This window comes from Streptomyces sp. NPDC102360 (genome assembly GCF_044766085.1).
Lineage (GTDB): Bacteria > Actinomycetota > Actinomycetes > Streptomycetales > Streptomycetaceae > Streptomyces.
The window spans coordinates 417,022-441,783 of the sequence record NZ_JBIWLG010000005.1 but is presented as its reverse complement, the minus strand read 5'-3'; the positions used below and the strand labels follow the sequence as shown (position 1 = coordinate 441,783).

Annotated in this window: 22 protein-coding genes; 10 read left to right on the top strand and 12 right to left on the bottom strand. The window is 71.6% G+C overall.

All coding sequences use genetic code 11. The annotated features are described in order from the left end of the window. Window positions 1-17: 17 nt before the first annotated feature. The 3 genes from ACIRHA_RS22915 to ACIRHA_RS22905 form a co-directional block, all read right to left on the bottom strand. The gene (locus tag ACIRHA_RS22915) at window positions 18-1,010 is read right to left on the bottom strand and encodes a glycosyltransferase family 2 protein (protein ID WP_403848682.1); all 993 of its coding nucleotides are present in this window, start codon (window positions 1,008-1,010) and stop codon (window positions 18-20) included. 92 nt (window positions 1,011-1,102) lie between these two features. Next, window positions 1,103-1,933, bottom strand: a complete 831-nt coding sequence (locus tag ACIRHA_RS22910) for a glycosyltransferase family 2 protein (RefSeq protein ID WP_403848679.1) — start codon at window positions 1,931-1,933, stop codon at window positions 1,103-1,105. A gap of 398 nt (window positions 1,934-2,331) precedes the next feature. After that, on the bottom strand, window positions 2,332-2,742 hold the full coding sequence (locus tag ACIRHA_RS22905) for a hypothetical protein (protein WP_403848676.1): 411 nt from the start codon (window positions 2,740-2,742) through the stop codon (window positions 2,332-2,334). Between the two features lie 251 nt (window positions 2,743-2,993). Between ACIRHA_RS22905 and ACIRHA_RS22900 the strand changes: the two genes are divergently transcribed. Then, on the top strand, window positions 2,994-3,803 hold the full coding sequence (locus ACIRHA_RS22900) for an SGNH/GDSL hydrolase family protein (protein WP_403848674.1): 810 nt from the start codon (window positions 2,994-2,996) through the stop codon (window positions 3,801-3,803). A gap of 65 nt (window positions 3,804-3,868) precedes the next feature. Here ACIRHA_RS22900 and ACIRHA_RS22895 read toward each other — a convergent pair whose 3' ends face one another. The 4 genes from ACIRHA_RS22895 to ACIRHA_RS22880 all read right to left on the bottom strand — a co-directional run bounded on the left by ACIRHA_RS22895 (window position 3,869) and on the right by ACIRHA_RS22880 (window position 10,151). Further along, a complete protein-coding gene (locus ACIRHA_RS22895) occupies window positions 3,869-5,539 on the bottom strand; it encodes a serine/threonine-protein kinase (RefSeq protein ID WP_403848671.1) in 1,671 nt (556 codons plus the stop codon). A 49-nt stretch (window positions 5,540-5,588) separates the two neighbouring features. Beyond that, window positions 5,589-7,082, bottom strand: coding sequence for a nickel transporter (locus ACIRHA_RS22890; protein ID WP_403848668.1), 1,494 nt, complete (start codon window positions 7,080-7,082; stop codon window positions 5,589-5,591). Next, a complete protein-coding gene (locus tag ACIRHA_RS22885; RefSeq protein WP_403848665.1) occupies window positions 7,079-8,437 on the bottom strand; it encodes a tetratricopeptide repeat protein in 1,359 nt (452 codons plus the stop codon). Before ACIRHA_RS22885 ends, ACIRHA_RS22890 begins: the two co-directional genes overlap by 4 nt. Window positions 8,438-8,540: 103 nt before the next feature. Then, entirely contained in the window at window positions 8,541-10,151 is a 1,611-nt protein-coding gene (locus ACIRHA_RS22880; protein ID WP_403848662.1) for a DUF4331 domain-containing protein, read from the bottom strand. Between the two features lie 255 nt (window positions 10,152-10,406). On the opposite strand from ACIRHA_RS22880, the gene sigK reads away from it, so the two are divergent. The 4 genes from sigK to ACIRHA_RS22860 all read left to right on the top strand — a co-directional run bounded on the left by sigK (window position 10,407) and on the right by ACIRHA_RS22860 (window position 14,122). Beyond that, on the top strand, window positions 10,407-10,949 hold the full coding sequence (sigK, locus tag ACIRHA_RS22875; protein WP_403848659.1) for an ECF RNA polymerase sigma factor SigK: 543 nt from the start codon (window positions 10,407-10,409) through the stop codon (window positions 10,947-10,949). Further along, window positions 10,946-11,710, top strand: coding sequence for an anti-sigma factor domain-containing protein (locus ACIRHA_RS22870; RefSeq protein ID WP_403848656.1), 765 nt, complete (start codon window positions 10,946-10,948; stop codon window positions 11,708-11,710). The genes sigK and ACIRHA_RS22870 overlap by 4 nt, the downstream gene beginning before the upstream one ends. 126 nt (window positions 11,711-11,836) lie before the next feature. After that, window positions 11,837-12,109 (top strand): hypothetical protein, encoded by a 273-nt coding sequence (locus ACIRHA_RS22865; RefSeq protein ID WP_403848654.1) that lies wholly within the window; start codon window positions 11,837-11,839, stop codon window positions 12,107-12,109. Between the two features lie 273 nt (window positions 12,110-12,382). Further along, window positions 12,383-14,122 carry an amidohydrolase gene (locus ACIRHA_RS22860; protein WP_403848652.1) on the top strand — a complete coding sequence of 580 codons (1,740 nt, stop codon included), beginning with the start codon at window positions 12,383-12,385 and terminating at the stop codon, window positions 14,120-14,122. 32 nt (window positions 14,123-14,154) lie between these two features. Here the strand turns inward: ACIRHA_RS22860 and ACIRHA_RS22855 are convergent, their stop codons facing one another. Together ACIRHA_RS22855 and ACIRHA_RS22850 are read right to left on the bottom strand one after the other, a co-directional pair. Beyond that, window positions 14,155-14,940 (bottom strand): ABC transporter permease, encoded by a 786-nt coding sequence (locus ACIRHA_RS22855; RefSeq protein WP_403848649.1) that lies wholly within the window; start codon window positions 14,938-14,940, stop codon window positions 14,155-14,157. Continuing rightward, a complete protein-coding gene (locus ACIRHA_RS22850; RefSeq protein ID WP_403848646.1) occupies window positions 14,937-15,932 on the bottom strand; it encodes an ATP-binding cassette domain-containing protein in 996 nt (331 codons plus the stop codon). The genes ACIRHA_RS22855 and ACIRHA_RS22850 overlap by 4 nt, the downstream gene beginning before the upstream one ends. A 63-nt stretch (window positions 15,933-15,995) precedes the next feature. Between ACIRHA_RS22850 and ACIRHA_RS22845 the strand changes: the two genes are divergently transcribed. Beyond that, window positions 15,996-16,706 carry a TetR/AcrR family transcriptional regulator gene (locus ACIRHA_RS22845; RefSeq protein WP_403848643.1) on the top strand — a complete coding sequence of 237 codons (711 nt, stop codon included), beginning with the start codon at window positions 15,996-15,998 and terminating at the stop codon, window positions 16,704-16,706. Between the two features lie 45 nt (window positions 16,707-16,751). Here ACIRHA_RS22845 and ACIRHA_RS22840 read toward each other — a convergent pair whose 3' ends face one another. The 3 genes from ACIRHA_RS22840 to hmgA all read right to left on the bottom strand — a co-directional run bounded on the left by ACIRHA_RS22840 (window position 16,752) and on the right by hmgA (window position 20,538). After that, window positions 16,752-17,969 carry a type ISP restriction/modification enzyme gene (locus tag ACIRHA_RS22840; RefSeq protein ID WP_403848640.1) on the bottom strand — a complete coding sequence of 406 codons (1,218 nt, stop codon included), beginning with the start codon at window positions 17,967-17,969 and terminating at the stop codon, window positions 16,752-16,754. A gap of 430 nt (window positions 17,970-18,399) precedes the next feature. Next, the gene (locus tag ACIRHA_RS22835; RefSeq protein WP_389279613.1) at window positions 18,400-19,149 is read right to left on the bottom strand and encodes a GntR family transcriptional regulator; all 750 of its coding nucleotides are present in this window, start codon (window positions 19,147-19,149) and stop codon (window positions 18,400-18,402) included. Window positions 19,150-19,224: 75 nt separating this feature from the next. Next, window positions 19,225-20,538 (bottom strand): homogentisate 1,2-dioxygenase, encoded by a 1,314-nt coding sequence (hmgA, locus tag ACIRHA_RS22830; RefSeq protein ID WP_403848637.1) that lies wholly within the window; start codon window positions 20,536-20,538, stop codon window positions 19,225-19,227. Window positions 20,539-20,716: 178 nt separating this feature from the next. Here hmgA and ACIRHA_RS22825 point away from each other — a divergent pair, with 178 nt between their 5' ends. The 4 genes from ACIRHA_RS22825 (at window position 20,717) to ACIRHA_RS22810 (ending at window position 24,680) form a co-directional block, all read left to right on the top strand. Then, a complete protein-coding gene (locus tag ACIRHA_RS22825) occupies window positions 20,717-21,205 on the top strand; it encodes a hypothetical protein (RefSeq protein WP_403848634.1) in 489 nt (162 codons plus the stop codon). A 9-nt stretch (window positions 21,206-21,214) separates the two neighbouring features. Next, entirely contained in the window at window positions 21,215-21,826 is a 612-nt protein-coding gene (locus ACIRHA_RS22820; RefSeq protein ID WP_403848631.1) for a TetR family transcriptional regulator, read from the top strand. 156 nt (window positions 21,827-21,982) lie between these two features. Continuing rightward, window positions 21,983-23,380, top strand: coding sequence for a CitMHS family transporter (locus ACIRHA_RS22815; protein ID WP_403848628.1), 1,398 nt, complete (start codon window positions 21,983-21,985; stop codon window positions 23,378-23,380). A gap of 73 nt (window positions 23,381-23,453) precedes the next feature. Continuing rightward, on the top strand, window positions 23,454-24,680 hold the full coding sequence (locus ACIRHA_RS22810) for an MFS transporter (protein ID WP_403848625.1): 1,227 nt from the start codon (window positions 23,454-23,456) through the stop codon (window positions 24,678-24,680). The last annotated feature ends 82 nt before the right edge of the window (window positions 24,681-24,762 follow it).

Below are 24,762 nucleotides of genomic sequence, written 5' to 3'. Positions count from 1 at the left end.
CCTCCGCTGCTGCACGCTCACGCCGCCGCCTCCGCTCTCCCGGCTTCCTTCGCGGGCGCGTCGATCTCCGCCACGGTGAAGGTCGCGCCCGCGCCGCGCGCCCGCCAGCTGCCGAGTGCGTAGCCGCCGGCTGCCGCCAGTACTCCGGCCACGATCGCCCCGGCGCGGCCCGCGCCGCCGGCCCGGCCGAGCGCGAAGTCCCGTACGCCGCGCGCGGCTCCGGCCGGCAGCACTCGCGTCGAGTACGCGCGCTCGGTCTCAAGTCCCTTGTCGACGCCGACACTTCGGGTGACCAGCGCCTTGGAGAGGCCCTCGGCGTAGGTGCGCGTACGGAAGTAGGCGAAGTGTTCGCGGGCGGCCGGCACCCGGTGGTGGATGACGGCCCGGTCGTCGATCAGCAGCACCGCGTCCGGTCTCGCGCGCGTGATCCGGATGCACAGCTCCGTCTCCTCGCAGCCCAGCGGGCGCTTGTCGCCGTCCCGGCCGATGCCGGTCGCGAAGCCGCCGGCGATGTCGAAGGCGGCACGCCGGAACGAGGCGTTGCCGCCGAGCACATTGCGCACCTCGACCTTGCCGCGCGGCAGGCCCTTGTACGAGCAGCCCACCACCCAGTCGAACTCCTTCGGGAACCAGAGGGGCCTGCGCCCCGAGGCCCAGATCGGTTCGGTGTGCCCGCCGACCGCGAGGACGCGGGGGTCGGCGTATCCGTCGGCGAACCAGCGCAGCCAGTCGCGCTCCGCGACGGCGTCGTCGTCGAGGAACGCGATGATGTCGCCGCGGGCGACGGAGATCCCGGTGTTGCGCCCGGCGGACAGGCCGCGCGGGCCGGCGTTCGCCAGCACCTTGATGTCCGGCTCACCGTCGAACTCGTTGGTGAGCCGCTCCAGCAGCACCGGATTGTGGTCGACGACGAGCAGCGTCTCCAGGGCGGCATGCGACTGCGCGCGCACGGAGTCGACGGCGGCGAGGATGTCGCCCCAGCGGTCTTCGGTGTAGACGCAGATGACCACCGAGAGTGTTGCGGCACGCCGGGGCGCGCCCTCGGGGCTCCGCCCCGGACCCCGCTGCTCAATCGCCGCAGAGGCTTGAGGTGGGCGTTCCGTCAAGACCCGTCACCCCGAACCAGGTTGAGCCGCGGAGTGGCCGGCCGGCGCCGAAGATCACGCCGGTTGGACCGCTCCCGCACAATCACCTTGAGCACACGCAACCCGTCCCGCACGGCCCGGAGATTGCTCGCCCCGTGTATCCGGAGGTACTCGTGGCTCGGTATCTCCTGGACCCTCAGGCCCGCCTTGACGACCCGGATGTTCATCAGGGTCTCCACCTCGAACCCGGTGCAGTCGAGCTCGATCTCGTCGAGGCAGTGCCGCCAGAACGCGTTGTACCCGTAGCAGAGGTCGGTGTAGCGGGCCCCGAACTTCGCGTTGACGGCCGAGCACAGTGCCCAGTTGCCGAGCTTGCGGATGGGCGTCATGTCGTCCGTGCCGCCGCCGTTGGCGAACCGCGAGCCCTTGGCGAAGTCGGCGCCGGAGACGAGCGCGGAGACGTAGGAGACGATCTCCTGGCCGTCCGCGGAGCCGTCCGCGTCGACCATCACGATGATGTCGCCCGAGCAGGCCTTGAAGCCCGTGATCAGAGCATCCCCCTTGCCCTTTCCGCGCTGCGGTACGACCACGACTTCAGGCCACAATTCCCTGGCCACTTCCACGGTGCTGTCGGTGGAATTGCCGTCCACCAGGACGACTTCGTGGATCCAGTCGGGAAGGGTCTTGAAGACGTACGGAAGATTCTCCGCCTCGTTCATGGCCGGAATGACCACGCTGACCCGTGGCGCGATCGCCAAGTGCGTGGAGATGGCCCGGTAGCGGGCGGGAATTCTTCCTTCCGGCGGTGTCCCCTCGGGTATCACCGGAGGCACAACGGAACTGCTCATGAGTCTGGTCCCTCTCGTCCGGTGGACCGCCCGCCCCCGGGCGGTCCGGCTTCGTGTCCGGTTCGAAAGGGGGGTTCTCACTTACGGCCGTGCCGGAAGAGCTCTCCGTGCAGGCCGGGTGAGCTGGCAATACACACCGGTTTGTCGGACCGGTCGCGCGGCACGCGACCCGGCGACCCAGGACGCCGAAGCGAGCGGAGCCCACCGGAACGCGGCACCCCCCTGCCGCGCCCCGCTCCGGACCTTCGCGATCTCGGTCCCTCCCCTAGATCGCATTTCGTGCCGGTCCGATGCGGGTGGATGTACGACGGTATTGATGATTGAGACTGTATGGCAAGACCTGGAACGAGGACTCACGTTTTTATTGTTTTGGTCATTCCCTTAACTTGCGTCCCCTCTTAGTGGATTTTCCCGATCCGTTTACGAATCTCCTGGGCCGCGCCCCCACGCAGCCGCCGGATGATCCATTGCACAAGAAAAGCGGAAGCGCTGAGTACCGCCACGGTGAGCACGCCGCCGGTCACCGACCAGCGGTGCACGGCGAGCATGCCCTGGGCGACCAGCATGACGACCGCGACCGCGCCGGCCGTCGAGACGAGCGTCCGGGCCCACGGGTCGAGACCGCGCAGGGCGGACGCGAATGCGGCGCCGGGCGCGGCGAGCAGGAAGAAGAGCGCGAGTGGTCCGCGCAGCGGAGATCCGGCGTGCGAGAGCGCGAGGACGAGACCCGCGCCTCCCGCGACGATGGCCGCCCCCGCGAGCAGGTACGGGCCGTCCGATGAAGACGGCTTGATGCCGATGGTCTGCATTGGCGACTTTGCCCCCCGAAGCGCCGGATGCCGGGCTTCAATGTGGCGCAGTCGGCGGGGCGGCGTCAAGGACACAACAGGGGGTGACTCGGGAGCGGCTCGGGGGCAACTCCGGAGCCTTGCAGTCCAGTTGGCCGGCGGCGCTCTACGGGCGTAGCGCCGATGAGCTGAGGGTATGTCATATCGGTGACATGAACCTGCAACAACGGCGGTCGGCAGAGACCCTGCTGATCCTGCTAAAGGGAGGTTCCATGAGATCTTTCCGGATTGCGGCCCACGTCTCCTCTTTCGTCCTTGCCGCGGTGGCAGCCCTGACCGGGGCGACGGCCGCGCAAGCCTCCGATTCCGCCGCCGCCACGGGCTATGTGGCCCTCGGTGACTCCTACTCCTCCGGTGTCGGCGCCGGCAGCTACGACGCCGGCAGCGGCGCCTGCAAGCGCTCCGCGAAGGCGTACCCCGCCTTGTGGGCGGCGGCCCACTCACCCTCAAGCTTTAACTTCACCGCTTGCTCGGGCGCTCGTACGGGTGATGTCATCGCCAATCAGCTCGGCCCGCTCGGCGCGGGTACCGGACTCGTGTCGATCTCGATCGGCGGCAACGACGCCGGCTTCGCCGACGTCATGACGACCTGCGTCCTGTACTCCGAGTCCACCTGCCTGAACCGCGTCAACGAAGCCCGCGCGTACGTCACTTCGACGCTGCCGAGCAAGCTCTCCGACGTCTACTCGGCGATCAGCACGAAGGCGCCCGCCGCCCGCGTGGTGGTGCTCGGCTACCCCCGCTTCTACAAGCTCAGCGGCACCTGCGTGGCGGGCCTCTCCGAGAACGAGCGCTCGGCCATCAACGGCGCCGCCGACCTCCTCAACTCCACCATCAAGCAGAACGCCGCGACCCGGGGCTTCTCCTTCGGCGACGTGACCAGCACGTTCTCCGGGCACGAAATCTGCTCCGGCGCCGCGTGGCTGCACAGCGTCAACTGGTCGAACATCGGAGAGTCGTACCACCCCACGGCCACCGGACAGTCGAGCGGCTACCTGCCCGTGTTCGCCTCCGCCGCGTAGCCGGACCTCGGTGCGCGGAGCTCAGCGCGTGCACCGCAGTACGTGCACCTCTCGGTACGCGCACCTCAGTACGTGGGTGAACCGGTGGTGGCCCCGCTCGTCGGGGTCACCACCTTGCACGTGATCGCGTACGAGACGTAGTTGGACGTCGCCGCCACCGGGCTGCGCACCTCGACACCGATGTAGCCGCGCAGCGTCCCGCCCTCCTCGTAGCGCGTCTGTGTGGTGGTGACCGTGCGGGCCTTGTTCGCGGCGCCCTTGGGGACGGTCAGCGTCTTCCAGCCGGGGTCCGAGGCCGCGCCGTTCCGCACCACCCAGCGGTACCGCACGGAGGCCGGCGCGCGGCCCACTGTGATCGTCGCGGCGAACGCGGGGGCGGACGCGGCCGGCGGCGGGCACGGGCCCGAGTAACTGCCGCGCACCGCACGGACGCTCACCCGGACGGACTGGGCCGGGGTGGTCGCGTGGCCGCCGCTGCCGGAGCCACTGTTGCCGCCGGTTCCTCCGTTGGTGGAACCGCCGCTGCCGCCGTTGTTGTTGGCGCCGGTTCCGCCGCCGTTGTCGCCCCCACTGCCGCCGCTGTTGCCGCCGGAGGTGCCCCCGTTGTTCGCGTCCCCGGACGTGCCGCCCCCGTTGTTCGTGTTCCCGTTCGGGTTCGAATCGCGGTTGAGCATGGCGTACGTGAGTCCCGCGATGGCGAGGAGGAGGACCACGATGCCCGCGATCATGGCCATCGAGGCGCGGCGGGGATAGCGGGGGTCGGGGTCGGCGGGGACCGGCGTCGTGGCGGCCGTCTGCGCCGCGCCCATCGGGACGGGCGTCGGCGGAGGAGTGGGTGCGGGCGCCTGCCACGACGTCACCGTCGGCCGCGCGGCGAGCGGGGATGCCTGCACGGGGCCCGCGCGCAGGGTGCCGCCCGAACCGACGATGCGCAGGTCCCGCTCGGCATCGGACACCGGGGTCCGCTCGGCCGGGTCCTTGCGCAGCAGGCCCTCGATCACGGGCGCCAGTGGCCCCGCGCGGCGCGGTGGCGGCAACTCCTCGTCCACGATGGCCCGCAGCGTGCTCAGCGGGGTGTCCTGGCGGAACGGCGAGTGCCCCTCCACGGACGCGTACAGCAGCACACCGAGCGACCACAGGTCCGACTCGGGTCCCGGAGTGCGCCCCAACGCCCGTTCCGGGGCGAGGAATTCGGGCGAGCCGATGACCTCGCCCGTCATGGTGAGGGCCGACGTCCCCTCGACCATGGCGATGCCGAAGTCGGTGAGCACCACCCTGCCCTCGTTCGACAGGAGTACGTTGCCGGGCTTCACGTCGCGGTGCAGTACGCCCGCCTCGTGGGCGGCGCGCAGCGCGGCGAGCACCTCGGCGCCGATGTGCGCGGCGTGCGCCGGGGGCATCGGGCCCTCCGCGTCCAGCTGCTCGGCGAGCGAGACACCGCGGACCAACTCCATGACGATCCAAGGGCGTTGTTCCTCGGTGGCCACGTCGTAGACCGTCACGACGTTGCGGTTCGTGATCCGCGCCGACGCCCACGCCTCCCGCTCCAGGCGCGCGTACATCCGCTGCACCTCGGCGTCCGGGAGCCCGGCGGGCGCGCGCACCTCCTTCACGGCGACCTCGCGCCCGAGCACCTCGTCGCGGGCCCGCCACACGGTGCCCATGCCGCCCTCGCCGAGGGGGTCGAGCAGCCGGTACCGTCCGGCGACCACACGCTCAACCACGGGCGCCCCCATTCGTGGGAAGACAAGTAAGCGCGGCACGACAAGTCTGAACAAAAGTAGCTCAACCGAGCGCTGTTGCCGCCCCCTTGAACACCAATCCGCAGCCGAGGGCCACCACGACGAAGGCCGAACCGAACGGCACCGCGCGGCTCAGGCCACGGCGTACGAACGCGGCGAGCGGGCCCCGTCCGGGCCGAGACAGATCGGTGAGGGACTGTGCGATCCGGCCGCCGATCCGCACCACGGTGAAGCCGACCGCGGTGAGGGTGAGCGCGAGTCCGGCGCCGTATCCGAACACGAGCAGCAGGCCGAACCACGCCTTGCCGAGCGCGGCGGCGCCGACGAGCACGACGACCGCCGAGGGGCTGGGGACGAGACCTCCGGCGAATCCGAGGAACATCGTTCCCCGGAGCGTGGGTTGAGGCATCGGGTGCGGGTGCGGGTGTGTGTGGTCGTGGGCATGCGCGTGCTCGTGGTGATGCGTGTGCGCCCGTGCCGCCGTCCGGTACCGCCACGCCCTGCGGAGCAGGCCCACTCCCGCCGCCGTGACCAGCACACCGCTCGCGAGGCCCAGCCAGGCGATCACCGAGGGCGCGGCCGCGGAGCCGGCCGTGACGAGGATGCCCAGGGCGATCACGCCGAGCGTGTGCGTGACCGTCACCGACGCGGCGAGCGGCAGCACGTCCCGCAGCCTCGCCCGGCTGCGGGCCGCCGCGGCCGCCGCCATCAGGGTCTTCCCGTGGCCGGGCGCGAGCGCGTGCAGGGCGCCGAGAACCAACGCGATGCCGAGGGCCAACGCCGCGAAGCCGGGGCCGAGTTCGTGCCGTGACACCAGGCCGGTGAGGGACTGGGTCCAGCGGTCGGCGCCGCGGGGAAGGATCTCGGAGCCGGTCGCGCCACCGCTCGCGTCGGCGCCCGGGGCGCCCGCGGCGGCCGGGCCGCCGGGCACGGCCGTGACCCGGGCGGAGGTCCGGTCCGGGGGAGAGGACAGCAGGTCCTTCGGGTAGCGCGTCAGGCGCTCCGATGTCGACTTGGCGGGCACGTTCGAGCCGGCCAACGTCATCCGGTCGCCGCGCGCCGTGATCTCCCGCCACCCCGGGCCCCTGTCGATGCCGGTGCGCAGCTCGACGCGCACCTTCTCGTCGCGCGGCAGCGGCGCCGCGAACGCGCACTCCACGCGCAGCGTCCTGAGCCCGGCCTGACCGGGACGCAGCACGGCGTCGGCCGTACGCACCTTCAGCCCCGTACGGCGCCCGTCGACCACCGCCTCGGCGCGCCGCGCCGCGCTCCCACAGCGTTCCTTCGCCCACGCGGAGGGCCCCTGCCGGTCGAGTTCGGGACGCACCTGCTGCGTCGGTATCTCCGCCAGGTCCTCCACGTGCTCGACGCGCAGGGTGCCGGGGGCGACGAGCAGCCCGTCGTAGTGGTTGACGGTGAAGTTCCCCAGCGGGTGGGCGGCGGCCCGCGGGGAGCCGGCCAAGAGGAGCCCGGCCGTGGCGGCGCCCAGTGCTGCGGGCAGGACGACGTACCGCTTCCAGCGCCGTATCCGCCTCATCGTCCCGCTCCCTTCCCCGTGGTCCCGGTCAGTGCCGCCCGCGCCGCCTTCGCGCCCAGCGGCGAGAATCCGGGGTTGCGGTCCAGCGCCTCGCGCAGCAGCTCGCGGCCCTTGGAGCGGTCGCCCGCGGCGAGTTCGATCACGCCTCGGTGGTAGAGGAACGCGGCCTCGCCGAAGCCGGTGGCCGTGGCCCGCCGCGCGTACGGCAGCGCCTCCTTGTCGTGGCCGCCCGCGTGCAGCGCCCAGGCGAGCGCGTCCGCCGTGTGCACGGTGTGCCGGCGTTGCCACTCGGCGCGCGCCGCCTTGAGGCCCGCGGCCCGGTCGCCGTGCTCCGTCGAGGCGAGCGCCGTGTCCAGGTCGACGTCGACGCCGCCCGCGCGCGCGAGCCGCAGCCAGGTGCCGACGAGGGCGTACTGGCGCTGCGCCGCCTTGTCCTCGCCGCGCGCCTCGTAGAGCTCGCCGAGCTCCACCAGCGCGGTCGGCAGCGGGGCGCGCGCGACGACGGCCTTCAGGTCGCGGATCGCGCCCGCCGTGTTCCCGCTCGCGGCCCGCGCCCTGCCGCGCCCCTCCAGGGCGGCGACCGAGGCCGGGTCCGCACGCAGGGCCGTGGCGTAGTGGCGCAGGGCGGCCTTGTAGTCGCCCTGGCGCCAGGCGAGTTGGCCGAGGGCCGTGGCCACGTACGAGACGTCGCCGGGTGATGTGGCGCTGGTGAGGGCGCGGGAGAGGACCTTGTGCGCGGTCGTGACGTCGCCGCGCAACTCATGTACGTATGCGAAGCGGGTGAAGGTGGGGATGCCGGGGCGGCGCGAGTCCGCCACGTCGACCGCCTTCGACGCGCCCTTGTAGTCGCCGAGTTCGACGAGGGCGTCGACGCGCAGCGCCAGCGCGGCCTCGCTGTACGGGTTGACCTTCAGGGCCTCGCGCGTGAGGCGCAGCGCGCCGTCGAAGTCGTGCCGGGCCGCCGCGAGTGCGGCCTGCCCGGCCAGTGCCGGATCGTTTCCGGGGCGCAGCTTCAGGGAGCGGGCCAGGGCGCGCTCGGCCTGCGGATAGCGGGACGGGTCCGCGCTCACCCGCGCCTGCTCGACGTACGCCGTGCCGAGCGACGCCCACGACGTGTGGTCCCTGGGCTGGGCCTTCAGGTGCTTCTGCAGCTCGGCGACGCCCCGGTCGAGGTCGCCCGACGCGAGCCGGGCAGGTGCCGGGTTCGGGGCGGTGCCCGTGGTCACGGCCTTCGGCGGGGAGCCGCCGTCGGTGACCAGGGCGCCCGCGGTGAGGGCGAGGGCGAGCGCGGCGCCCAGGGCGAGCAGCCGCCCGAGCCCCGACGTCCCGAACCCCTTGCCGGACAAGGCCTGCATGCGCGCTCCTCGGGACGAGATTGCGAGAGACGAAAAGACGAGTGGGAGGCGCGGCCCGCGGTGGGAGGACAAGGCACGCGGGCCGCGCCGTTCTGGGGATTGCTCACATGGAGTACGGCGGGTTGAACCGCGCGCGCCGCCTGCTCCGGCTGCGCCACCACAGGAGCCCGGTGCCGATCAGCAGGAAGCCGGCGCCTGCCGCCGCGGCGGAGGCCGTAAGCAGCGTGTTGTCGTCGCCGGAGCCCGAGGACACCGAGCTGCCGGTGAGCTGGTCGCGGACCTCGGTGTCGCTCTGCGACGTGCTCTTGGCGAGCGGCCCGCGCGAACCCTCCGTGGGCAGCGCCACGTACGGGAACGACGACTCGAACTTCTTGTCGTTGGCGTCGACGGCGTCGCCCAGGTCGTTCTTCTTGCCGAGGAGTTCGCCTTCGACGACCTGGAGCTCGGCGTCCACGACGTCATCGGAGAGCCGGCGGCCGTTCGGGAAGCCCGCCTTGTCGCCCTCAAGGACGCCGAGACGCTTCGGTGAACTCGTCGGCGGTATCGACGTGTTGAGGCGCAGCATCTCCGAGGGGCGCACGCCCGGCGGCTGGTTGAGCCCCTTCACGCCCTTCAGGAAGACGTCCACCAGGTCGTTGCGCGGCGTCTTCGGAGCCTTGATCTTGTAGATCGACTCGATCAGCTTGGGCAGCTCGGGCTCGGTCACGAAGGGCAGGAACTGGCTGTCGTTCCACGGCGCGGACGCGTTGAAGCGGTCCTTGACCTTCTGCGGGTTCACCACCTCGTTGACCAGCGGACTGCCGAGCCGCGACACCTGTGTCCAGTCGCCCTGCGCGTCCTTGCGGGAGGTCGTCGACCACACGCCGATGTTCGGCTGGTCCTTCGACTCCGTGAGGAACGCGGTGGGCACCTGGAGGGCGACCGTGTTCACGTTGTAGCCCTTGAGCGTGTCGCGGCCGACCTCCGAGAGGTTCCCGCCGTACAGCAGGTCGAAGACGCGCAGGTCGAGGAAGAAGGGGTCGTCGGCCTGGCCCACGTACGAGGTGACGCCGCCGCCGACCTTCTTGACCGCCTGGTCGCGCAGCTTCTTGTAGTCGGGCATCGACGCCTTGCCGACGTTCGACGGCGCCACCGGGGCGTCGTCGGCGATCTTCGACTTCGAGACGATCTTCTGGTCCTTGAGGCGCAGCAGATCGATGTCGTAGGTCTGCGTGACGTTCAGGTTCGGGTCGTCGAGGCTGTTCACCGGGCCGGTGTTGTAGAGGAACGTGTTCCCGTTCTTGGTGTGGGTCCTGAACGTCCACCGGTACAGCAGATCGCCCTGCGCGTCGCCGTCGCTGTCGATGTGCAGGTCGTAATGGGCGTCCTCGGGGAACGGGTAGAAGTTCGGCCCGCCGGCGGGCTCCTCGAAGGGGGTCCAGTTGGCCACCAGGGTGGTGGTGTCCGGCTTGTCGGGGCTCACGAACGCGTACACATCGGTGTTGTCGTACTGCGGCTGGCCCGAGATCAGGGGCGCCTCGCGGTGGCTGGAGGCCTCGGCCCGCTGCGGGCCGACACCGGTCGCGCCGGCGGCCGCGAGACCGCCCACGGCGAGGCCGCCGCAGACCAGGAGCGCCAGCACCCGGCGCCGCGCGCGCCCGCGGGGTGCGCCGCGTGCCGTGTCTGGGCTTGCCGAAGCCGATGCTTTCGATGGCTTCGCTGACTGAGAGGTCATGGGTCCGTCCTCACGCGGTCCGTGCACGAAGTGCGGTTGACGCCAAGCCATTCGGCGCACCGCGCCCGGCGGATTGGTCGACCGCGGATCGATGCGTCGCGGATTGCCGCGCGGCGGGCCCGCGTTCCGCGCCCCTCCGCCCGTACTTCCTTCACGAAACTTCGCGGCGCCCCCGATCCGGACCGGGCCCGGCCGCGAACCACGTAGTGGGGGCGGCGCGGCACCGGGCCGCGCCGCCGGGCGGGAGGGGAACCGATGCGGGCGGACAAGTTGCTGCCGATGGTCGGGCAGGGCGACGTGCGGGCGTACGAGGAGCTGTACGAGCTGGTGTCGGGCGCGGTGTACGGGCTCGTGCTCCGGGTGCTGCGCGACCCCGCCCAGTCCGAGGAGGTCACCCAGGAGGTGTTCCTCGAACTGTGGCGGGACGCCGCCCGCTTCGACCCGCACCGGGGCACCGCCATGGCCTGGGTGCTCACCCACGCCCACCGCAGAGCCGTGGACCGGGTGCGGCAGGCCCGCGCGGCCAGGGAGCGCGAGGAGCGGGCCGTGAGCCGCTGGCACCGCACCGCCTTCGACGAGGTCGCCGAGCAGGTCGAGACGAACCTGGACCGCGAATGGGTCCGCCGCTGCCTCGAAGGGCTCACCGAACTCCAGCGCCGCTCCGTGACCCTCGCCTACTACGAGGGGTACACCTACCGGGAGGTCGCGCAGCGCCTCTCCGTTCCGCTCGGCACCGTCAAGACGCGGATGCGCGACGGGCTGACCCGGCTGCGCGCCTGCCTGGGGGACGCCGTATGAACGACCGGATCCCGAAGAGTCGCCGCGTCCCGTGGGGCCCGCGTGTCCACTCCCTCGCCGCGCCCTACGCCCTTGACGCCCTGGAAGACCGCGAACGGACCCGGTTCGAGCGGCACTTGACGCGCTGCGAATCCTGCGCCGACGAGGTGCGCGCGCTGACCGAGAGCTCGGTGCGGCTCGCCTGCTCCGCCGCGATCGCGCCGCCCGCCGAACTGCGCGAGCGGGTGCTGACCGCCGTACGGATCACCGCTCAGGCCCCCGCGGCCGTCGAGGAGCGACCGGCGCCACGCGCGCGTGGGCTGCTCGTCCCGCTCGGCGTGGCCACGGGGGCGGGCGCGCTCACCGTGGCCGCGCTCTTCGCCGTGCAGCTGGAGCGCACCTCGGACCGGCTCGACGCGCAGCGGGCCGAAGCGCGCGAGGTGGCGCGGGTGCTCGCGGCGCCGGATGCCGGTGCCGTGCGCGCCGACGGGCTGAACGTGGTCGCGTCGCCCGAGCGGGGCAGCGCGGTTATCACTGTCACAGGTCTCCGAGCGCCGCCCCGCGGCCGGGTCCACCAGTTGTGGCTGATGGCCCCTTCGGAACCGCCCCGCTCCCTCGGTGTGCTGCCCGAGGACGGCTCCGACACGCCGGTGGTGGCCACCGGCTTGACTCCGGACGCCTCCTCACTCGCTGTCACAACGGAGCCGAACGGCGGTTCTGCGCGGCCCACAGGAGCCCCACTTGTCCAACTCGCCCTGGAATCAGTCGGATTCGGAGAGTGATCGCTTTCGAACCGTCAACCCCCTTACGAGGGAGGTGAATACTGCTACCGGGATGCACGAGTGCCACGCTGGGGCGATAGGGTTAACCTGCCCGGGCCGGGTGCCCTCGTACGGGTGGGGAGTGACATGGAACAGATAACAGTGCGCAGCAGGCCGCGAGTGCCTGCCATTACCTGCGGGAACAGTGCGACCAGTTCGCGTCTCGACCGCCATCTCTCGGTGCTCGGCGGCCCTGCCGTCCCGCAGCGCGAGACGATGGAGGCGACGTCACTGATGCGCGAGCTGACCACGCGGGACGCGGCGGCGCACGAGCGCAGCGGCAGTCGCGCACGCATGCGGAGGGTCTCTCTCTTCGCGCCCCTGCGGCGGCTTCGCCGCTCGCTGTTCGGTGGCCACTAGGAAGCGGCTGCCCCAGTAGGAGACAAGGCCCGTATCGCACCTCCGCGCCGTCCGGTGTATCGCCGCGCAGCACAGCGACCGTCATCCCCACGGCACGCGGCGGACACTCCGGCAAGGAGGACGATGCGGGCCTTTGTCGTGCCCGCTTGTCCGTACATCGCGTAACGCCCTTGTCACGCACAGATGTTGACGGGGCAATCTCCAGGGTCCAATGTGGCGCGTGATCGTCGTTGGCAGTTACAGCTACACCCACCTCACCCCCGGGAGGTACGCGTGTGTGACCTGCACGACCACCACGAGCACGAGATACCCGCGGCCACGTCCGGACCGCAGATCAGCAGACGCCGCATCATGCAGATGCTCGGCGCCGCCGGAGTGACCACCGCCGCGATGACCGCCCAGGCGGACCCGGCGATGGCCGCCGCGGCGGACGCCGCGGACGCGGACCCCCTCGCATACAAGGCGCCCGAAGGCCTCGCGGAGGACAGCGCCGCCAAGTCCGCCGCCCTCGGCTGGATCGGCGCCAACAGCTCCCGCATCACCGGCCTGAACGAGGAGATCTGGGAGCACGCCGAGCTGTCGCTGCGCGAGTGGAACTCCTCGCTCGCCGAGGCCGGCTTCCTCGAACAGGCCGGATTCGACGTGAAGTTCGGCACGGCGGGCTTCCCGACCGCGTTCACCGCGACCTACTCCTACGGCAGCGGCGGCCCGGTGCTCGGGTTCAGCGGCGAGTACGACGCGCTGCCCGGCCTCTCGCAGAACAAGGGCGTGGGCCACCACGATCCGCGCGAGTACATCCACGACCCCTTCGCCCCGAGCTACGGCCCTGGCCACGGCTGCGGGCACAGCGCGCTCGGCACGGCGGCCGCCGCCGCTGCCGCCGCGGTCGCGCAGGCCGCCAAGCAGCACAAGCTCCCCGTCACCGTGAAGTTCTTCGGCTCCACCGCCGAGGAGACCCTGATCGGCAAGACGTACGCGGTCAGCAAGGGCGTGTACGAGGGTCTCGACGCCTTCCTCGACTGGCACCCCTCCACCGCCAACGCCACCGGCTGGGGCACCACCAACGCCATGACCGCCGTGACCTTCACGTTCCTCGGCGTCGCGGGCCACGGCGGCACCCCGCTCGGGAACAAGTCCGCGCTCGACGCGGCCGTGATGATGGCCACCATGTCGGAGTTCCTGCGCGAGGAGAACATGGCGCCCAGCGCCCGCCTCCACTGGGTGATCAACAACGGCGGCGACATCCCGAACGTGACACCCGAGATCGCCGAGATCAGCTACTACGTGCGCGAGGGCAGCACCGCCCGCGTCCAGGTGCTGCTCGACAAGGTGATCGCGATCTCCGAGGCCGCCGCCAAGGCCTCGCAGACGACGGTGCGGCACCGCATCACCTCCGCCTGCTGGAACCAGTTGCCCTCGAAGTCCTTCGCGGAGCTGCTGCACGACAACATGCGGCAGATCGGCCCGCCCAAGTTCACTGCCGAGGCCCATCAGCTGGCGAAGGACCTGCAGAAGTCCCTGGGGCTCCCCGAGGCCGGGATGCACGACAAGGTCGGCGAACTCAAGCCGCCCGACCCGGTGTTCCTCGGTGGCGGCTCGACCGACGTCGCGGACATCAGCTGGAACGTGCCGACCGTGTCGATGGGCTCCGCGCTCGCCCCGATCGGCACGAAGATGCACACCTGGTCCACGGCCGCCTGCGCCGCCGCCGCGCCCGGACAGGCCGCGGTGCTCGCCGCCGCGAAGTACCTCGCCGCCACGGCGGTCGACCTGATCACCCAGCCGGAGCGGCTCAAGGCGATCAAGGACGAGTTCAAGGACCGTACGAAGGACGTCGAGTGGAAGACGGCGATCCCGGACGGCTATGAGCCGCCCATGTACGAGCCGCCGGAGTGGTTCCTGAAGAAGACCGGGCAGAAGTGGCCGCCGAGCAACATCACCTGGCCGCCGAAGCGGGTCGTGTCCCAGGAGAAGTTCTCCTCGCTCGGCCCGGCGCTGGAGCCGCAGAAGTAGCCGTTGCGCACGGTTCGTTCACCGTTCACCGTTCACCGTTCGCCGCGCGCATAGCGGCGGACGGCGAGCGGCGCGCACACCGCGAGCAGCACCGCGCACCACGCCAGCGAGCCCGCCACCGGATGCGCCACGGGCCAGGCCGCGCCGTGCGGCACCGGCGCGTTGCCGAACAGTTCGCGCACGGCCGTGGCCACCGCGCTGATCGGGTTCCACTCGGCGAGGGTGCGCACCCACCCCGGCATCCCGTCGGTCGGGATGTACGCGTTCGACAGCAGCGGCAGCATGAACGTGGCGCCGCCCAGCTGCCCCGCCGCCTCCTCGCTCTGCGAGGCGAGCCCGAGCAGGATCCCGACCCACGTCGCGGCGAACCGGAAGAGCAGCAGCAGCCCGAACGCGCCGAGCGCGCCCGCGAGTCCGCCCTCGATCCGCCAGCCCATCGCGAGCCCCACGAGCACCAGAGGCACCAGGCCGACGGCGGTCGTCAGCAGATCGGCGACCGCCTGCCCGAGCGGCACCGCGGCCCGGCTCATCGGCAGCGTGCGGAAGCGGTCCATCACGCCCCGGTGCGAGTCCTGGGCGGCTCCGAACATCCCGGTCATGATCCCGTTCGCCGCGGTCGCCACGAGCATGCCCGGCACCAGGAACGCCCGGTACTCCGTGCCCGGCATGGCGAGCGCCGAGCCGAAGACGTAGCCGAAGAACAGCAGGAACACGATCGGCATGGTCTGCGTCATGATCAGGATGGCCGGGGCGTGCCGGACGCGCTGGAGGTGACGGCCGAGCATGGCCGTACCGTCGTAAAGGATGGCGGTGCTCATACGGCGGCCTCCTGGGCCTCGGTCGGGGTGCGGCCGGTGACGGTGAGGCGCAGGAACACCTCGTCGAGCGTGGGCGGGCGCAGCGTCGCGTCGAGCAACGGGACGCCGGACGCGTCGAGTTCGCGCACGACGCGGGGGAGGGTGACGGCCGGGTCGAGGACGACGGCGCCCACGGTGCGGCGCTCCGCGTCCAACCGGGGCCGGGTGCCGGTGAGTTGGTCGAGGACGACGGCGGCCGCGTGCAGCGCCTGTTCGTCCGAGCCCTGGGGGTCCTCGGCGACCACCACCTCCGCGTAGTGGCCGATCTGTGCCTTGAGCTCGGCGGGGGTGCCCGAGTGGGCGGCGCGGCCCTCGTCGATCAGCACGATGTCGTCGGCGAGCTGGTCGGCCTCCTCCAGGTACTGCGTGGTGAGGACGACGGTGGTGCCCTCGCGGGACAACTCGCGCACGGCCTGCCAGATGCCGTTCCTGCTGTGCGGGTCGAGGCCGGTGGTCGGCTCGTCGAGGAAGAGCACGGCAGGGCGGGTGATCAGGCTCGCGGCCAGGTCGAGGCGGCGGCGCATGCCTCCGGAGTACGTACGGGCCGGGCGGTCGGCCGCGTCGGTCAGCTCGAAGCGCTCGATCAGCTCGTCGGCGCGGGAGCGGGCGCGCGGCGTGCGCAGCAGGCGGGCGAACAGGCGCAGGTTCTCACGTCCCGTGAGGTCCCCGTCGACCGAGGCGTACTGGCCGGTGACGCCGATGCGGCGGCGGACGGACTGCGGGTCGGCGGTGATGTCGTGCCCGGCGACACGCGCGGTGCCGGCGTCGGGGCGGAGCAGGGTCGTGAGCAGCCGGACGGCGGTCGTCTTGCCTGCCCCGTTCGGCCCGAGCAGACCGCACACCGTGCCCTCGCGGACCGCCAGATCCAGGCCGCGCACGGCGTGCACGGCCTTCGGTCCCTTGCCGAAGCGCTTCTCCAGACCTTCACTAAGTACAGCGTACGTAGAAGTCATGGCCCCACCGTAGCGCACTACGTACGGTGTACGTAACTAGGATGGTGCGCGAGGTGATGATCAATGGCGGGCCGAGCGGCCGAACCCGAAGTGATCTGGGCGCGCCCCGAGCGCGCCGGGCGGGGGCCCAGGCCTGCGCACAGCAGGGCCGACATCGCGGCGACGGCGGTGCGCGTCGCCGACGCCGAGGGCATCGACGCGGTGTCCATGCGGAAGATCGCCGGTGAGCTGGGCATGGGCACGATGTCGCTGTACAACTACGTGCCGCGCAAGGAGGACCTGTACGAGCTGATGGTCGACGCCGTCAGCGCCGAGTACGAGTTCCCCGAGCCGAGCGGCGACTGGCGGGCGGACGTGCTCGGGCTCGCCCGGCAGGCGCGGGCGCTGATGCACCGGCACCCCTGGATGCCGAGCCTGATGTCACCGGTCTACGGCTTCAGCCCGAACGCGCTCGCGTACCTGGAGTACTGCCTGACCTGCCTCGACCCGCTCGACCTGCCGTACGGCACGAAGATGGAGCTGGTCGCGGCGGTGACCAGCGTGGTCACGACGTACGTGGCCAACGAGATCGCCACGGCCGAGCGGACCCGCTCCCTGCCGTGGAGCGCCGAGCAGGAACAGGCCGTGCGCATCGCGTACTTGGGCCAGCAGGTGGCCTCGGGCCGGTACCCGCGACTCGCGGCGTCCTTCGCGGAGGACGCAGGGCCCATCGACCTGGAGGCCGTGTTCGAGCGGGCGCTGCGGAGGACGCTGGAGGGGTTCGCGGCGGAGTGACGCGCCCGCCTCGCCGGGTCACAGGAGCCGGGTCACAGGGCCAGGTCACAGGAGCGCGAACTGGCCGCCCGGGCCCTCCTCCTGGTGGTCGAGGACGGAGGCGGGGTGGCGGGCCGCGTCCGGCACCGGCAGCACGTGCGCCCGTTCCAGGTCCTTCGTGGTGAGCGGGTCCGCGAGGGCGGCCTCCCGCAACTCGGCCTGCCCCGGGCCGAGTTCCGCGAGCAGCGTCAGGACCGTGATGAGCTCAAGGAGCTGCGAGGTCCACGGCTGCGGCCAGCTGGCCGGACGCAGGGCCGCGAGCGTGCCGGGCTCGGCGGGTGCGGTGCGGCGCGCGAACCACTGCTCCAGGACCCGGACCCCGCTGACATGGAAGTCCCAGGCCGCCGCGGGCACCGGGGACACCCGCCCGTCACCGACGAGCAGGGCCTCCTCCTCGCGGTCGTAGAGGATCTCCGTCGGCCGGGCGGGTAGTGGGGCGCGCACGTACGGGCGGCGGCCGCCGGGCAGCTTGGGGCGGTCGGCGTCCGTGCCGCGCCGCTCCAGCCACAGGACACGGCCGCCGAGTTCCACGCCGCGCGCCCACACGTCGGCGTCGTCCGGCAGTGGCACGCGGATGTCGCGGGAGCCGTCGCGGTCGCCCGCCACCAGGATCCACGCGAACAGATCGGCCGCCGTCACCTCCTGGTCGTACGTGCCGGAGAGGTGGGTGAGCAGGCCCGGCGCCACGTTCGGCTCCGCGCCGCCGGGGCGGCGGTACAGCGGGCGGACGCGGCCGGGCCGGCCGGCGGGGGAGCGGCCCTCCGGGAGCACGGTGGACGCGAGCAGTGCGGGGCCGCCGGCGTCGGGCACGTAGCCCTGTTCGACGAGGAACACCTGCCGGTCGTCCGCGACCCGCCACAGCTCGGGGCGTGCGGCGTCGATCAGGCGCTGGTCCGGTATGAGCCACTGCTCGTCGAACGGGCCGTGCAGCAGCGGCACGGGGTCCGGGCAGGGGCCCTCCGCGTGCGCGAGAGGCTCGGTGCCGGTGCGCCTGCCGGGGAGTTGGGCGGCGGCGGTGTGCAGGGTGCGGGTGCGTGTGGGTTCGAGGAGTGCGGCGCGCTCGGCCTCGCCGGCCGCCACGAAGGTGTTCCAACGGGACCGTAGGGAAGCGGGGTCCGGGGCGACGGGCCAGGTGCGGCCCAGGCGCAGGGGCGCGACGGACCAGGGCATGAGCTCGGCGAGTCCGATGGCCTCGGTGAACGGGTCGTTCGTCACGCCCGGCATGCTACGTCCCCTTTCACCGCACCGGTGTTGCGGCCACGGGGCTCTGCCCCGGACCCCGCGCCTCAAACGCCGGCGGGGCTGAAAAACTCGCCTCAATCGCCGGCGGGGCTGAAAAGCTCGCCTCAATCGCCGGCGGGGCTGAAAAGCTCGCCTCAATCGCCGGCGGGGCTTGATAGATCAAGCCCCGCCGACGACGACTGATAAATCAAGCCCCGCAGGCGACTGATAGACCAAGCCCCCGCAGGTGATTGATAGATCAAGCCCTGCGGGCGACTGATAGATCAAGCCCCGCCGACGACTGATAGATCAAGCCCCGCGGGTGATTGATAGGCCAAGCCCCGCGGTGCCTTGGCATTTCAAGCCCCTGCGGCGATTGAGCAGCGGGGTCCGGGGCGGAGCCCCGTGGCCGTAACGCCGGTGCCGCGACACATCAATCCGCATCCAAGGTCACCGTGAAGGAGAACCGGTCCCCCCGGTAGTGGATGACCGCGACGTCCAGGACTCGGCCCTCCTCGTCGTACGTCACGCCCGTGTAGTGCAGGATCGGACTGAGCAAAGGGACTTCGAGGAGGCGCGCCGTCTCCGGGTCCGCGAGCCGCGCCTGCACCGAGTCCGTGATCCGGCTGATGCGCACACCGACCACATCCCGCAGCACCTTCGTCATCGGCCACCGCTCCAGATCCGCGAGGTCGACGCGCGCGCCGAGGTCGGGCCGCAGATAGTTGCGGGCGTGATTCGTCGGCTCGCCGGTCTTCTCGTCGCTGCGCAGCCGGTGGTACGTGGGGACGGCCCCCGCCCCCGGAAAGTGCTCGGCGAAGGCCACGGGGACCGGCACCGTGTCGTGGTCGAGCAGCCGCGTCGTCATGCCGGACTGCTGCGCGACGATCGCGTCGACCGAGCCCAACAGGCGTACCGGCGCACCCTGTTGGGCGTCCGGCTCGATGAACGTGCCGCGGCGCCGGTGCCGCGTGATGAGTCCCTCGTCCTCCAGTTCCTTCAGGGCCTGGCGCATGGTGAGCACGGAGACCCCGTAGTGCCCCGCGAGTTGTTCCTCGGTGGGCAGGCGCAGCGGGTCCTGCGGCGATCTTCCGAGTATCGAGGCGCGCAAGGACTGCGACACCTGATACCAGAGCGGCAATTTGCGGTTCAGGACGATCGAGTCCGGGGCGAATGACGTCACGAGTTATCCGTACCGGTCGTGGGGGGAGTGGTGCAATGCGGCGACCATGGGGTCCATCGGATCTGTCCGCCAGATCTATCCGCGGAAGTGGCGTTCCAGGCCACGCCATACGTCGTCGTAACCGCGCTGCAGATGCCCGGCGGCCCCGGCCTGCGGGGCGAGGGTGACGGGCCAGCGCGTCTCGAACATGAAGGCCAGGCCGTCGTCGACCTTCTGCGGCTTCAGCTCGGCGGCGCTCGCCTTGTCGAACGTGTCCCGGTCGGGACCGTGCGCCGACATCATGTTGTGCAGCGAGCCGCCGCCCGGCACGAAACCCTCGGCCTTGGCGTCGTAGGCGCCCTCGATGAGCCCCATGTACTCGCTCATCACGTTCCGGTGGAAGTACGGCGGCCGGAAGGTGTCCTCGCCCACCAGCCAGCGCGGCGCGAAGACGACGAAGTCGACGCCCGCGAGGCCCGGGGTGTCGGACGGCGAGGTGAGCACCGTGAAGATCGACGGGTCCGGGTGGTCGTACGAGATGGTCCCCATGACGTTGAAGCGGCGCAGGTCGTACACGTACGGGACGTGGTTGCCGTGCCAGGCGACGACGTCGAGCGGGGAGTGGTCGTATACGGCCGACCACAGGTTCCCGCAGAACTTGTTGACGACTTCCACCGGGCCTTCGGCGTCCTCGTACGCGGCGACCGGTGCCCTGAAGTCCCGTGCGTTCGCCAGGCCGTTGGCGCCGATCGGGCCGAGGTCGGGCAGCTGGAACGGGGCGCCGTAGTTCTCGCAGACGTATCCGCGCGCGGACTCCTCAAGGAGCTCCACCCGGAAGCGGACGCCGCGCGGGATCAGCGCGACCTCGTTCGGCTCGACGGCGAGCACCCCGAACTCCGTGCGCAGCAGCAGCCCGCCGTGCTCAGGGACGATCAGCAGCTCGCCGTCCGCGTCGCTGAACACCCGGTCCAGCATGGGGGAGTTGGCGTGGTAGAGGTGCACGGCCATGCCGGTGCGCTGCGTCGCGTCGCCGTTGCCGCCCAGCGTCCACAGGCCGGCCAGCCAGTCCGTGCCGGGCGCGGGCTCGGGCAGCGGGTTCCAGCGGCGGCGGTTGGGGTCGGGGACGGTCTCGGTGAACGGGGCCGTGCGCACCGCCCCGTTGTCGACACGGCTGAACTCCGGGTGCGCCGCCGACGGGCGGATCCGGTACAGCCACGAGCGGCGGTTGTGCGCCCGCGGCTCGGTGAAGGCGGTGCCGCTGAGCTGCTCCGCGTACAGGCCGAGCGGCGCGCGCTGCGGCGAGTTGCGGCCCTCGGGCAGGGCTCCCGGCACGGCCTGCGAGCCGTGCTCGTTCCCGAAGCCGGAGAGGTAGGTCAGCCCCTCGGCGGTCTTGCGTACGTCCCCGCTCATCATCGCTCCCTGGTCAATGATTCCTATGCATCACCGTAGGATTCACGGGTGGGCGGCGCAAGACACCGCCGTCCTTCGGATGGCTGACGCGCGGCGGTACCAGCGGTCGAGTACCGGCCCGCGGGCGTCCTCCCCGCGAGGGATCCGCCGATGTCGGCGGTCCTCTACCGTCCCGAACATGCCCAGTTTCCCGTCCCTGCGCACGGCCGCCGCGGCGCTGCTGACCTGCGCCCTGCTCAGCGGCGTCGCGGGCTGCGGGGGCGATGGCGGCGGGCCCCGGCAGGCCGGCGAGGTCCTCGGCCGCACCGACGCGGCCGGCCACCACTACCGCCGGGTGCCCGACAAGGGCGCACCCGAGATCGGCTTGATCGTGAAGCCGCGGACGGGCCCCGCGGGCGGCTGGGAGATCCGTATCTGGGTACGCCGCTTCCGTCTCAGCCCCCACGGCACCCCGGCCCGGGCCGTCGAGGGCCGCGGATACGCGCGGCTCTACCTCGACGGCCGCCGCCTCGCCCGGCTGCGCGCCGTCGACTACCGCATCCCAGGCACCCGCCTGCGGCGCGGCACCCACCAGCTCACCGCCCGCCTCTACGCCGACGACCACACGGTGTGGGCCGTCGCGGACAAGCCCGTCGAGGCCACCGCGGACCTGACCGCGTCCCCGTAGGCTGGCCGTATGGCCCACTCAACGCCCTTGCGCCGCAAGCCCGTTCAGCGGCGCAGTGCCGAGCGCCTGGCCCGGATCCTCGACGCCTGCGCCGAACTCCTCGACGAGGCGGGCTACGACGAGCTGAGCACCCGGGCCGTCGCGCACCGCGCCGAGGTTCCCATCGGCTCGGTCTACCGCTTCTTCGGCAACAAGCGGGCCCTGGTCGACGCGCTGGCCGACCGCAACCTCGACCGGTACGTGCGGCGGGTCACCGCGCGCCTCAGGGGCGTCCCCAGCGGCGACTGGCGGGCCGCGATGGACGCTGTGCTCGACGAGTACCTCGCGATGAAGCGCACGGCGCCGGGCTTCTCCCTGGTCGACTTCGGCACCCAGCTCCCCGTGGGCGCCCCCGACGCCGGACCCAACCACCGCGTCGCCGACACCCTCACCGAACTCCTCGCCCCACGCCTCGACCGGACCCCCGACGCGGCCCTGCGCCGCGCGTTCCTGGTGGCCGTGGAATCCGCCGACGCCCTGGTCCGGCTCGCGTTCCGCATCGACCCGGAGCGCGGCGACGCGGCGGTGATCGCGGAGGTCCGGGAGCTGCTGCGCGCTTATCTGGCGCGCGTGCTCGACTGAGCCGCCCGTGTGAACCGCCCGTGACCTGGAGTTTTGCGCTTATTGCTCGCGTGTCAACGTCTTGTTAACACTTCTCCGGCCCACCTAGCGTCTCGCTGGCTGCCTCCCCCACGGCGGCTGTTCGAAGGCGAACGTAGACGTGAGAGGGCCCTCCCCATGCTGACCATCCTCGGATTCGGGATGATCGCCACCTTCCTGGTGCTGATCATGATGAAGAAGGTGTCGCCCATCGCGGCGCTTGTGCTCATACCGGCGCTGTTCTGCGTCCTTGTGGGCCAGGGCGCCAAGCTGGGCGACTACGTGATCGCCGGCATCGGTGACCTGGCGCCCACGGCCGCCATGCTGATGTTCGCGATCGTCTACTTCGGCGTGATGATCGACGTCGGCCTCTTCGACCCGATCGTGCGCGGCATCCTGAAGTTCGCGAAGGCCGACCCCGTCCGCATCGTCGTCGGCACCGCGGTGCTCGCCGCGATCGTCTCGCTCGACGGCGACGGCTCCACCACCTTCATGATCACCGTCTCGGCGATGTACCCGCTGTACAAGCGCCTGAAGATGAGCCTCGTCGTCATGACGGGTGTCGCCGCGACCGCCAACGGCGTGATGAACACGCTGCCGTGGGGCGGACCGACGGCCCGCGCCGCCACCGCGCTGAAGGTGGACGCCAGCGACATCTTCGTGCCGATGATCCCGGCGCTCGGCGTGGGACTGATCTTCGTGTTCGCCCTCTCGTACGTGCTCGGGCGCCGCGAGCGCAAGCGGCTCGGCCACCTCTCCCTGGACGAGGACGTCAAGGTCACCGAGACCGTCGAGGAGAAGGTGCTCGTCGGCGCCGGAAGCGGGAGCAAGGGGACCGGCACCGGTGGCGGTTCCGCGTCCACCCCCTCGTACGAGAACGACGAGGGCGAGACGTTCTCCGGGCTCGACCCGAACCGGGCCACCCTGCGCCCCAAGCTCTACTGGTTCAACGCCCTGCTCACGGTGGTGCTCCTGGCCTCCATGATCATGGAGCTGCTTCCGATCCCGGTGCTGTTCATGCTCGGCGCCGCGCTCGCGCTCTCGGTCAACTACCCGCACATGGCCGACCAGAAGGCCCGGATCGGCGCGCACGCCGAGAACGTGCTCAACGTCGCGGGCATGGTCTTCGCCGCCGCCGTCTTCACGGGCGTGCTCCAGGGCACCGGCATGGTCGACCACATGGCGAAGTGGGTCGTGGGCGGCATCCCGGACTGGATGGGCCCGCACATGGCACTCGTGACGGGCGTGCTGTCCATCCCGTTCACGTACTTCATGTCCAACGACGGCTTCTACTTCGGCATCCTGCCGGTGCTCGCCGAGGCGGGCAACGCGCACGGCGTCTCGACCCTCGAGATCGCCCGCGCCTCGCTCGCCGGCCAGCCGCTGCACATGTCGAGCCCGCTGGTCCCGGCGGTCTACGTGCTCGTGGGCATGGCTAAGGTCGAGTTCGGCGACCACACCAAGTTCACCGTGAAATGGGCTGCGTTGACCGCGCTGGTCGTCCTCGGCGCCGGGCTGCTGTTCGGCATCGTGTGACCCGACGGAACCCGTGACCCGATGAAGCCCTTGACCGGATGAGTCCTTCAGACCCGATGAACCCCGTGACCTCATGAGCCGTGCCTGGCTGCTCCGCCTCGTCATCGCCTTCAGCTTCGCGCAGGGGGCGGTGTCGATGGCGCGGCCCGCGGTCTCCTACCGGGCCCTCGCGCTCGGCGCCGACGAACGTGCCGTCGGCGTCATCGCGGGGGTCTACGCGCTGCTCCCGCTGTTCGCCGCCGTGCCGCTCGGCCGGCGCACGGATCACGGGCGGTGCGCTCCGCTGCTCCCGGTGGGGGTCGTCCTCATCGCGGGCGGGTGCGCGCTGAGCGGGCTCGCGAACTCCCTTGTGGGGATGGCCGCCTGGAGCGGCGTCATGGGGCTCGGGCATCTGTGCTTCGTCATCGGCGCCCAGTCGATCGTGGCCCGTCAGTCCGCGCCCGAGGACCAGGACCGCAACTTCGGCCACTTCACCATCGGCGCCTCCCTCGGCCAGCTCGTCGGGCCGATCGCCGCGGGCGCCCTGATCGACGGCGACGACATGGCGGGCACGAGCGCGCTCGCGCTCCTCGTGTCGGCGGGCGTCTGCGCGCTGGCCGTGACCTCGCTGTGGCGCATCGAGTCCCGTCGTACGCAGACGGGTTCGCGTACGAAGGAGGCTTCCAAGGTCCCCGTGCACCGCATCCTGCGCACCCGCGGTGTGCCCGGCGGCATCTTCATCAGCCTCGCCGTCCTGTCGGCCACCGACATCCTCACGGCGTATCTGCCGGTGGTGGGCGAGCACCGGGGGATCGCGCCCGCCGTGGTCGGCGTGCTGCTCAGCCTGCGCGCGGGCGCGACGGTCGCCTGCCGCCTGGTCATGACCCCGCTCATCAACTGGCTGGGCAGGACCGCCCTGATCGCCACCACGTGCCTGCTCGCGGCGCTGCTGTGCGCGGGCATCGCGCTTCCCGTGCCGGTGTGGGCGCTCGGCGCGATGCTGGTCGTCCTCGGCTTCTGCCTCGGGGTGGGCCAGCCGCTCTCCATGACCACGGTCGTCCAGGCAGCCCCCGCCGACGCCCGCTCCACGGCGCTGGCGCTCCGGCTGACCGGCAACCGGCTCGGGCAGGTCGCGGCCCCGGCGTCCGCGGGTCTGATCGCGGGCGTGGCGGGGACGGCGGCGCCGTTCGTGATGCTGGGCGGGCTGCTGTTCGTGGCGGCGGGGCTCGGGGTCAGGGGCGGCGCCGAGCGCGATGCCGGGCGCGGGAGAACACGGGCGCCCCGGCTCCGTCGGCGCGAGCGGGATCACCAGCGGCACTGAGCCTCTGCGGGGCGCCTATGGACCCAAGAAACTAGCGACGCTAGTTTGGACCGGCACGTACGTGACACCCCGCACTCGCTCA

Excerpts from the sequence above, each read along its gene's own strand:
- hmgA (WP_403848637.1), bottom strand. The coding sequence starts at position 20,538 with ATGAGCGGGGACGTACGCAAGACCGCCGAGGGGCTGACCTACCTCTCC.
- ACIRHA_RS22850 (WP_403848646.1), bottom strand. The coding sequence starts at position 15,932 with ATGACTTCTACGTACGCTGTACTTAGTGAAGGTCTGGAGAAGCGCTTC.
- ACIRHA_RS22840 (WP_403848640.1), bottom strand. The coding sequence starts at position 17,969 with ATGCCGGGCGTGACGAACGACCCGTTCACCGAGGCCATCGGACTCGCC.
- ACIRHA_RS22820 (WP_403848631.1), top strand. The coding sequence starts at position 21,215 with ATGGCCCACTCAACGCCCTTGCGCCGCAAGCCCGTTCAGCGGCGCAGT.
- ACIRHA_RS22845 (WP_403848643.1), top strand. The coding sequence starts at position 15,996 with ATGGCGGGCCGAGCGGCCGAACCCGAAGTGATCTGGGCGCGCCCCGAG.
- ACIRHA_RS22890 (WP_403848668.1), bottom strand. The coding sequence starts at position 7,082 with ATGAGGCGGATACGGCGCTGGAAGCGGTACGTCGTCCTGCCCGCAGCA.
- ACIRHA_RS22855 (WP_403848649.1), bottom strand. The coding sequence starts at position 14,940 with ATGAGCACCGCCATCCTTTACGACGGTACGGCCATGCTCGGCCGTCAC.
- ACIRHA_RS22895 (WP_403848671.1), bottom strand. The coding sequence starts at position 5,539 with ATGGGGGCGCCCGTGGTTGAGCGTGTGGTCGCCGGACGGTACCGGCTG.
- ACIRHA_RS22900 (WP_403848674.1), top strand. The coding sequence starts at position 2,994 with ATGAGATCTTTCCGGATTGCGGCCCACGTCTCCTCTTTCGTCCTTGCC.
- ACIRHA_RS22815 (WP_403848628.1), top strand. The coding sequence starts at position 21,983 with ATGCTGACCATCCTCGGATTCGGGATGATCGCCACCTTCCTGGTGCTG.
- ACIRHA_RS22870 (WP_403848656.1), top strand. The coding sequence starts at position 10,946 with ATGAACGACCGGATCCCGAAGAGTCGCCGCGTCCCGTGGGGCCCGCGT.
- sigK (WP_403848659.1), top strand. The coding sequence starts at position 10,407 with ATGCGGGCGGACAAGTTGCTGCCGATGGTCGGGCAGGGCGACGTGCGG.
- ACIRHA_RS22885 (WP_403848665.1), bottom strand. The coding sequence starts at position 8,437 with ATGCAGGCCTTGTCCGGCAAGGGGTTCGGGACGTCGGGGCTCGGGCGG.
- ACIRHA_RS22905 (WP_403848676.1), bottom strand. The coding sequence starts at position 2,742 with ATGCAGACCATCGGCATCAAGCCGTCTTCATCGGACGGCCCGTACCTG.
- ACIRHA_RS22810 (WP_403848625.1), top strand. The coding sequence starts at position 23,454 with ATGAGCCGTGCCTGGCTGCTCCGCCTCGTCATCGCCTTCAGCTTCGCG.
- ACIRHA_RS22880 (WP_403848662.1), bottom strand. The coding sequence starts at position 10,151 with ATGACCTCTCAGTCAGCGAAGCCATCGAAAGCATCGGCTTCGGCAAGC.
- ACIRHA_RS22910 (WP_403848679.1), bottom strand. The coding sequence starts at position 1,933 with ATGAGCAGTTCCGTTGTGCCTCCGGTGATACCCGAGGGGACACCGCCG.
- ACIRHA_RS22865 (WP_403848654.1), top strand. The coding sequence starts at position 11,837 with ATGGAACAGATAACAGTGCGCAGCAGGCCGCGAGTGCCTGCCATTACC.
- ACIRHA_RS22825 (WP_403848634.1), top strand. The coding sequence starts at position 20,717 with ATGCCCAGTTTCCCGTCCCTGCGCACGGCCGCCGCGGCGCTGCTGACC.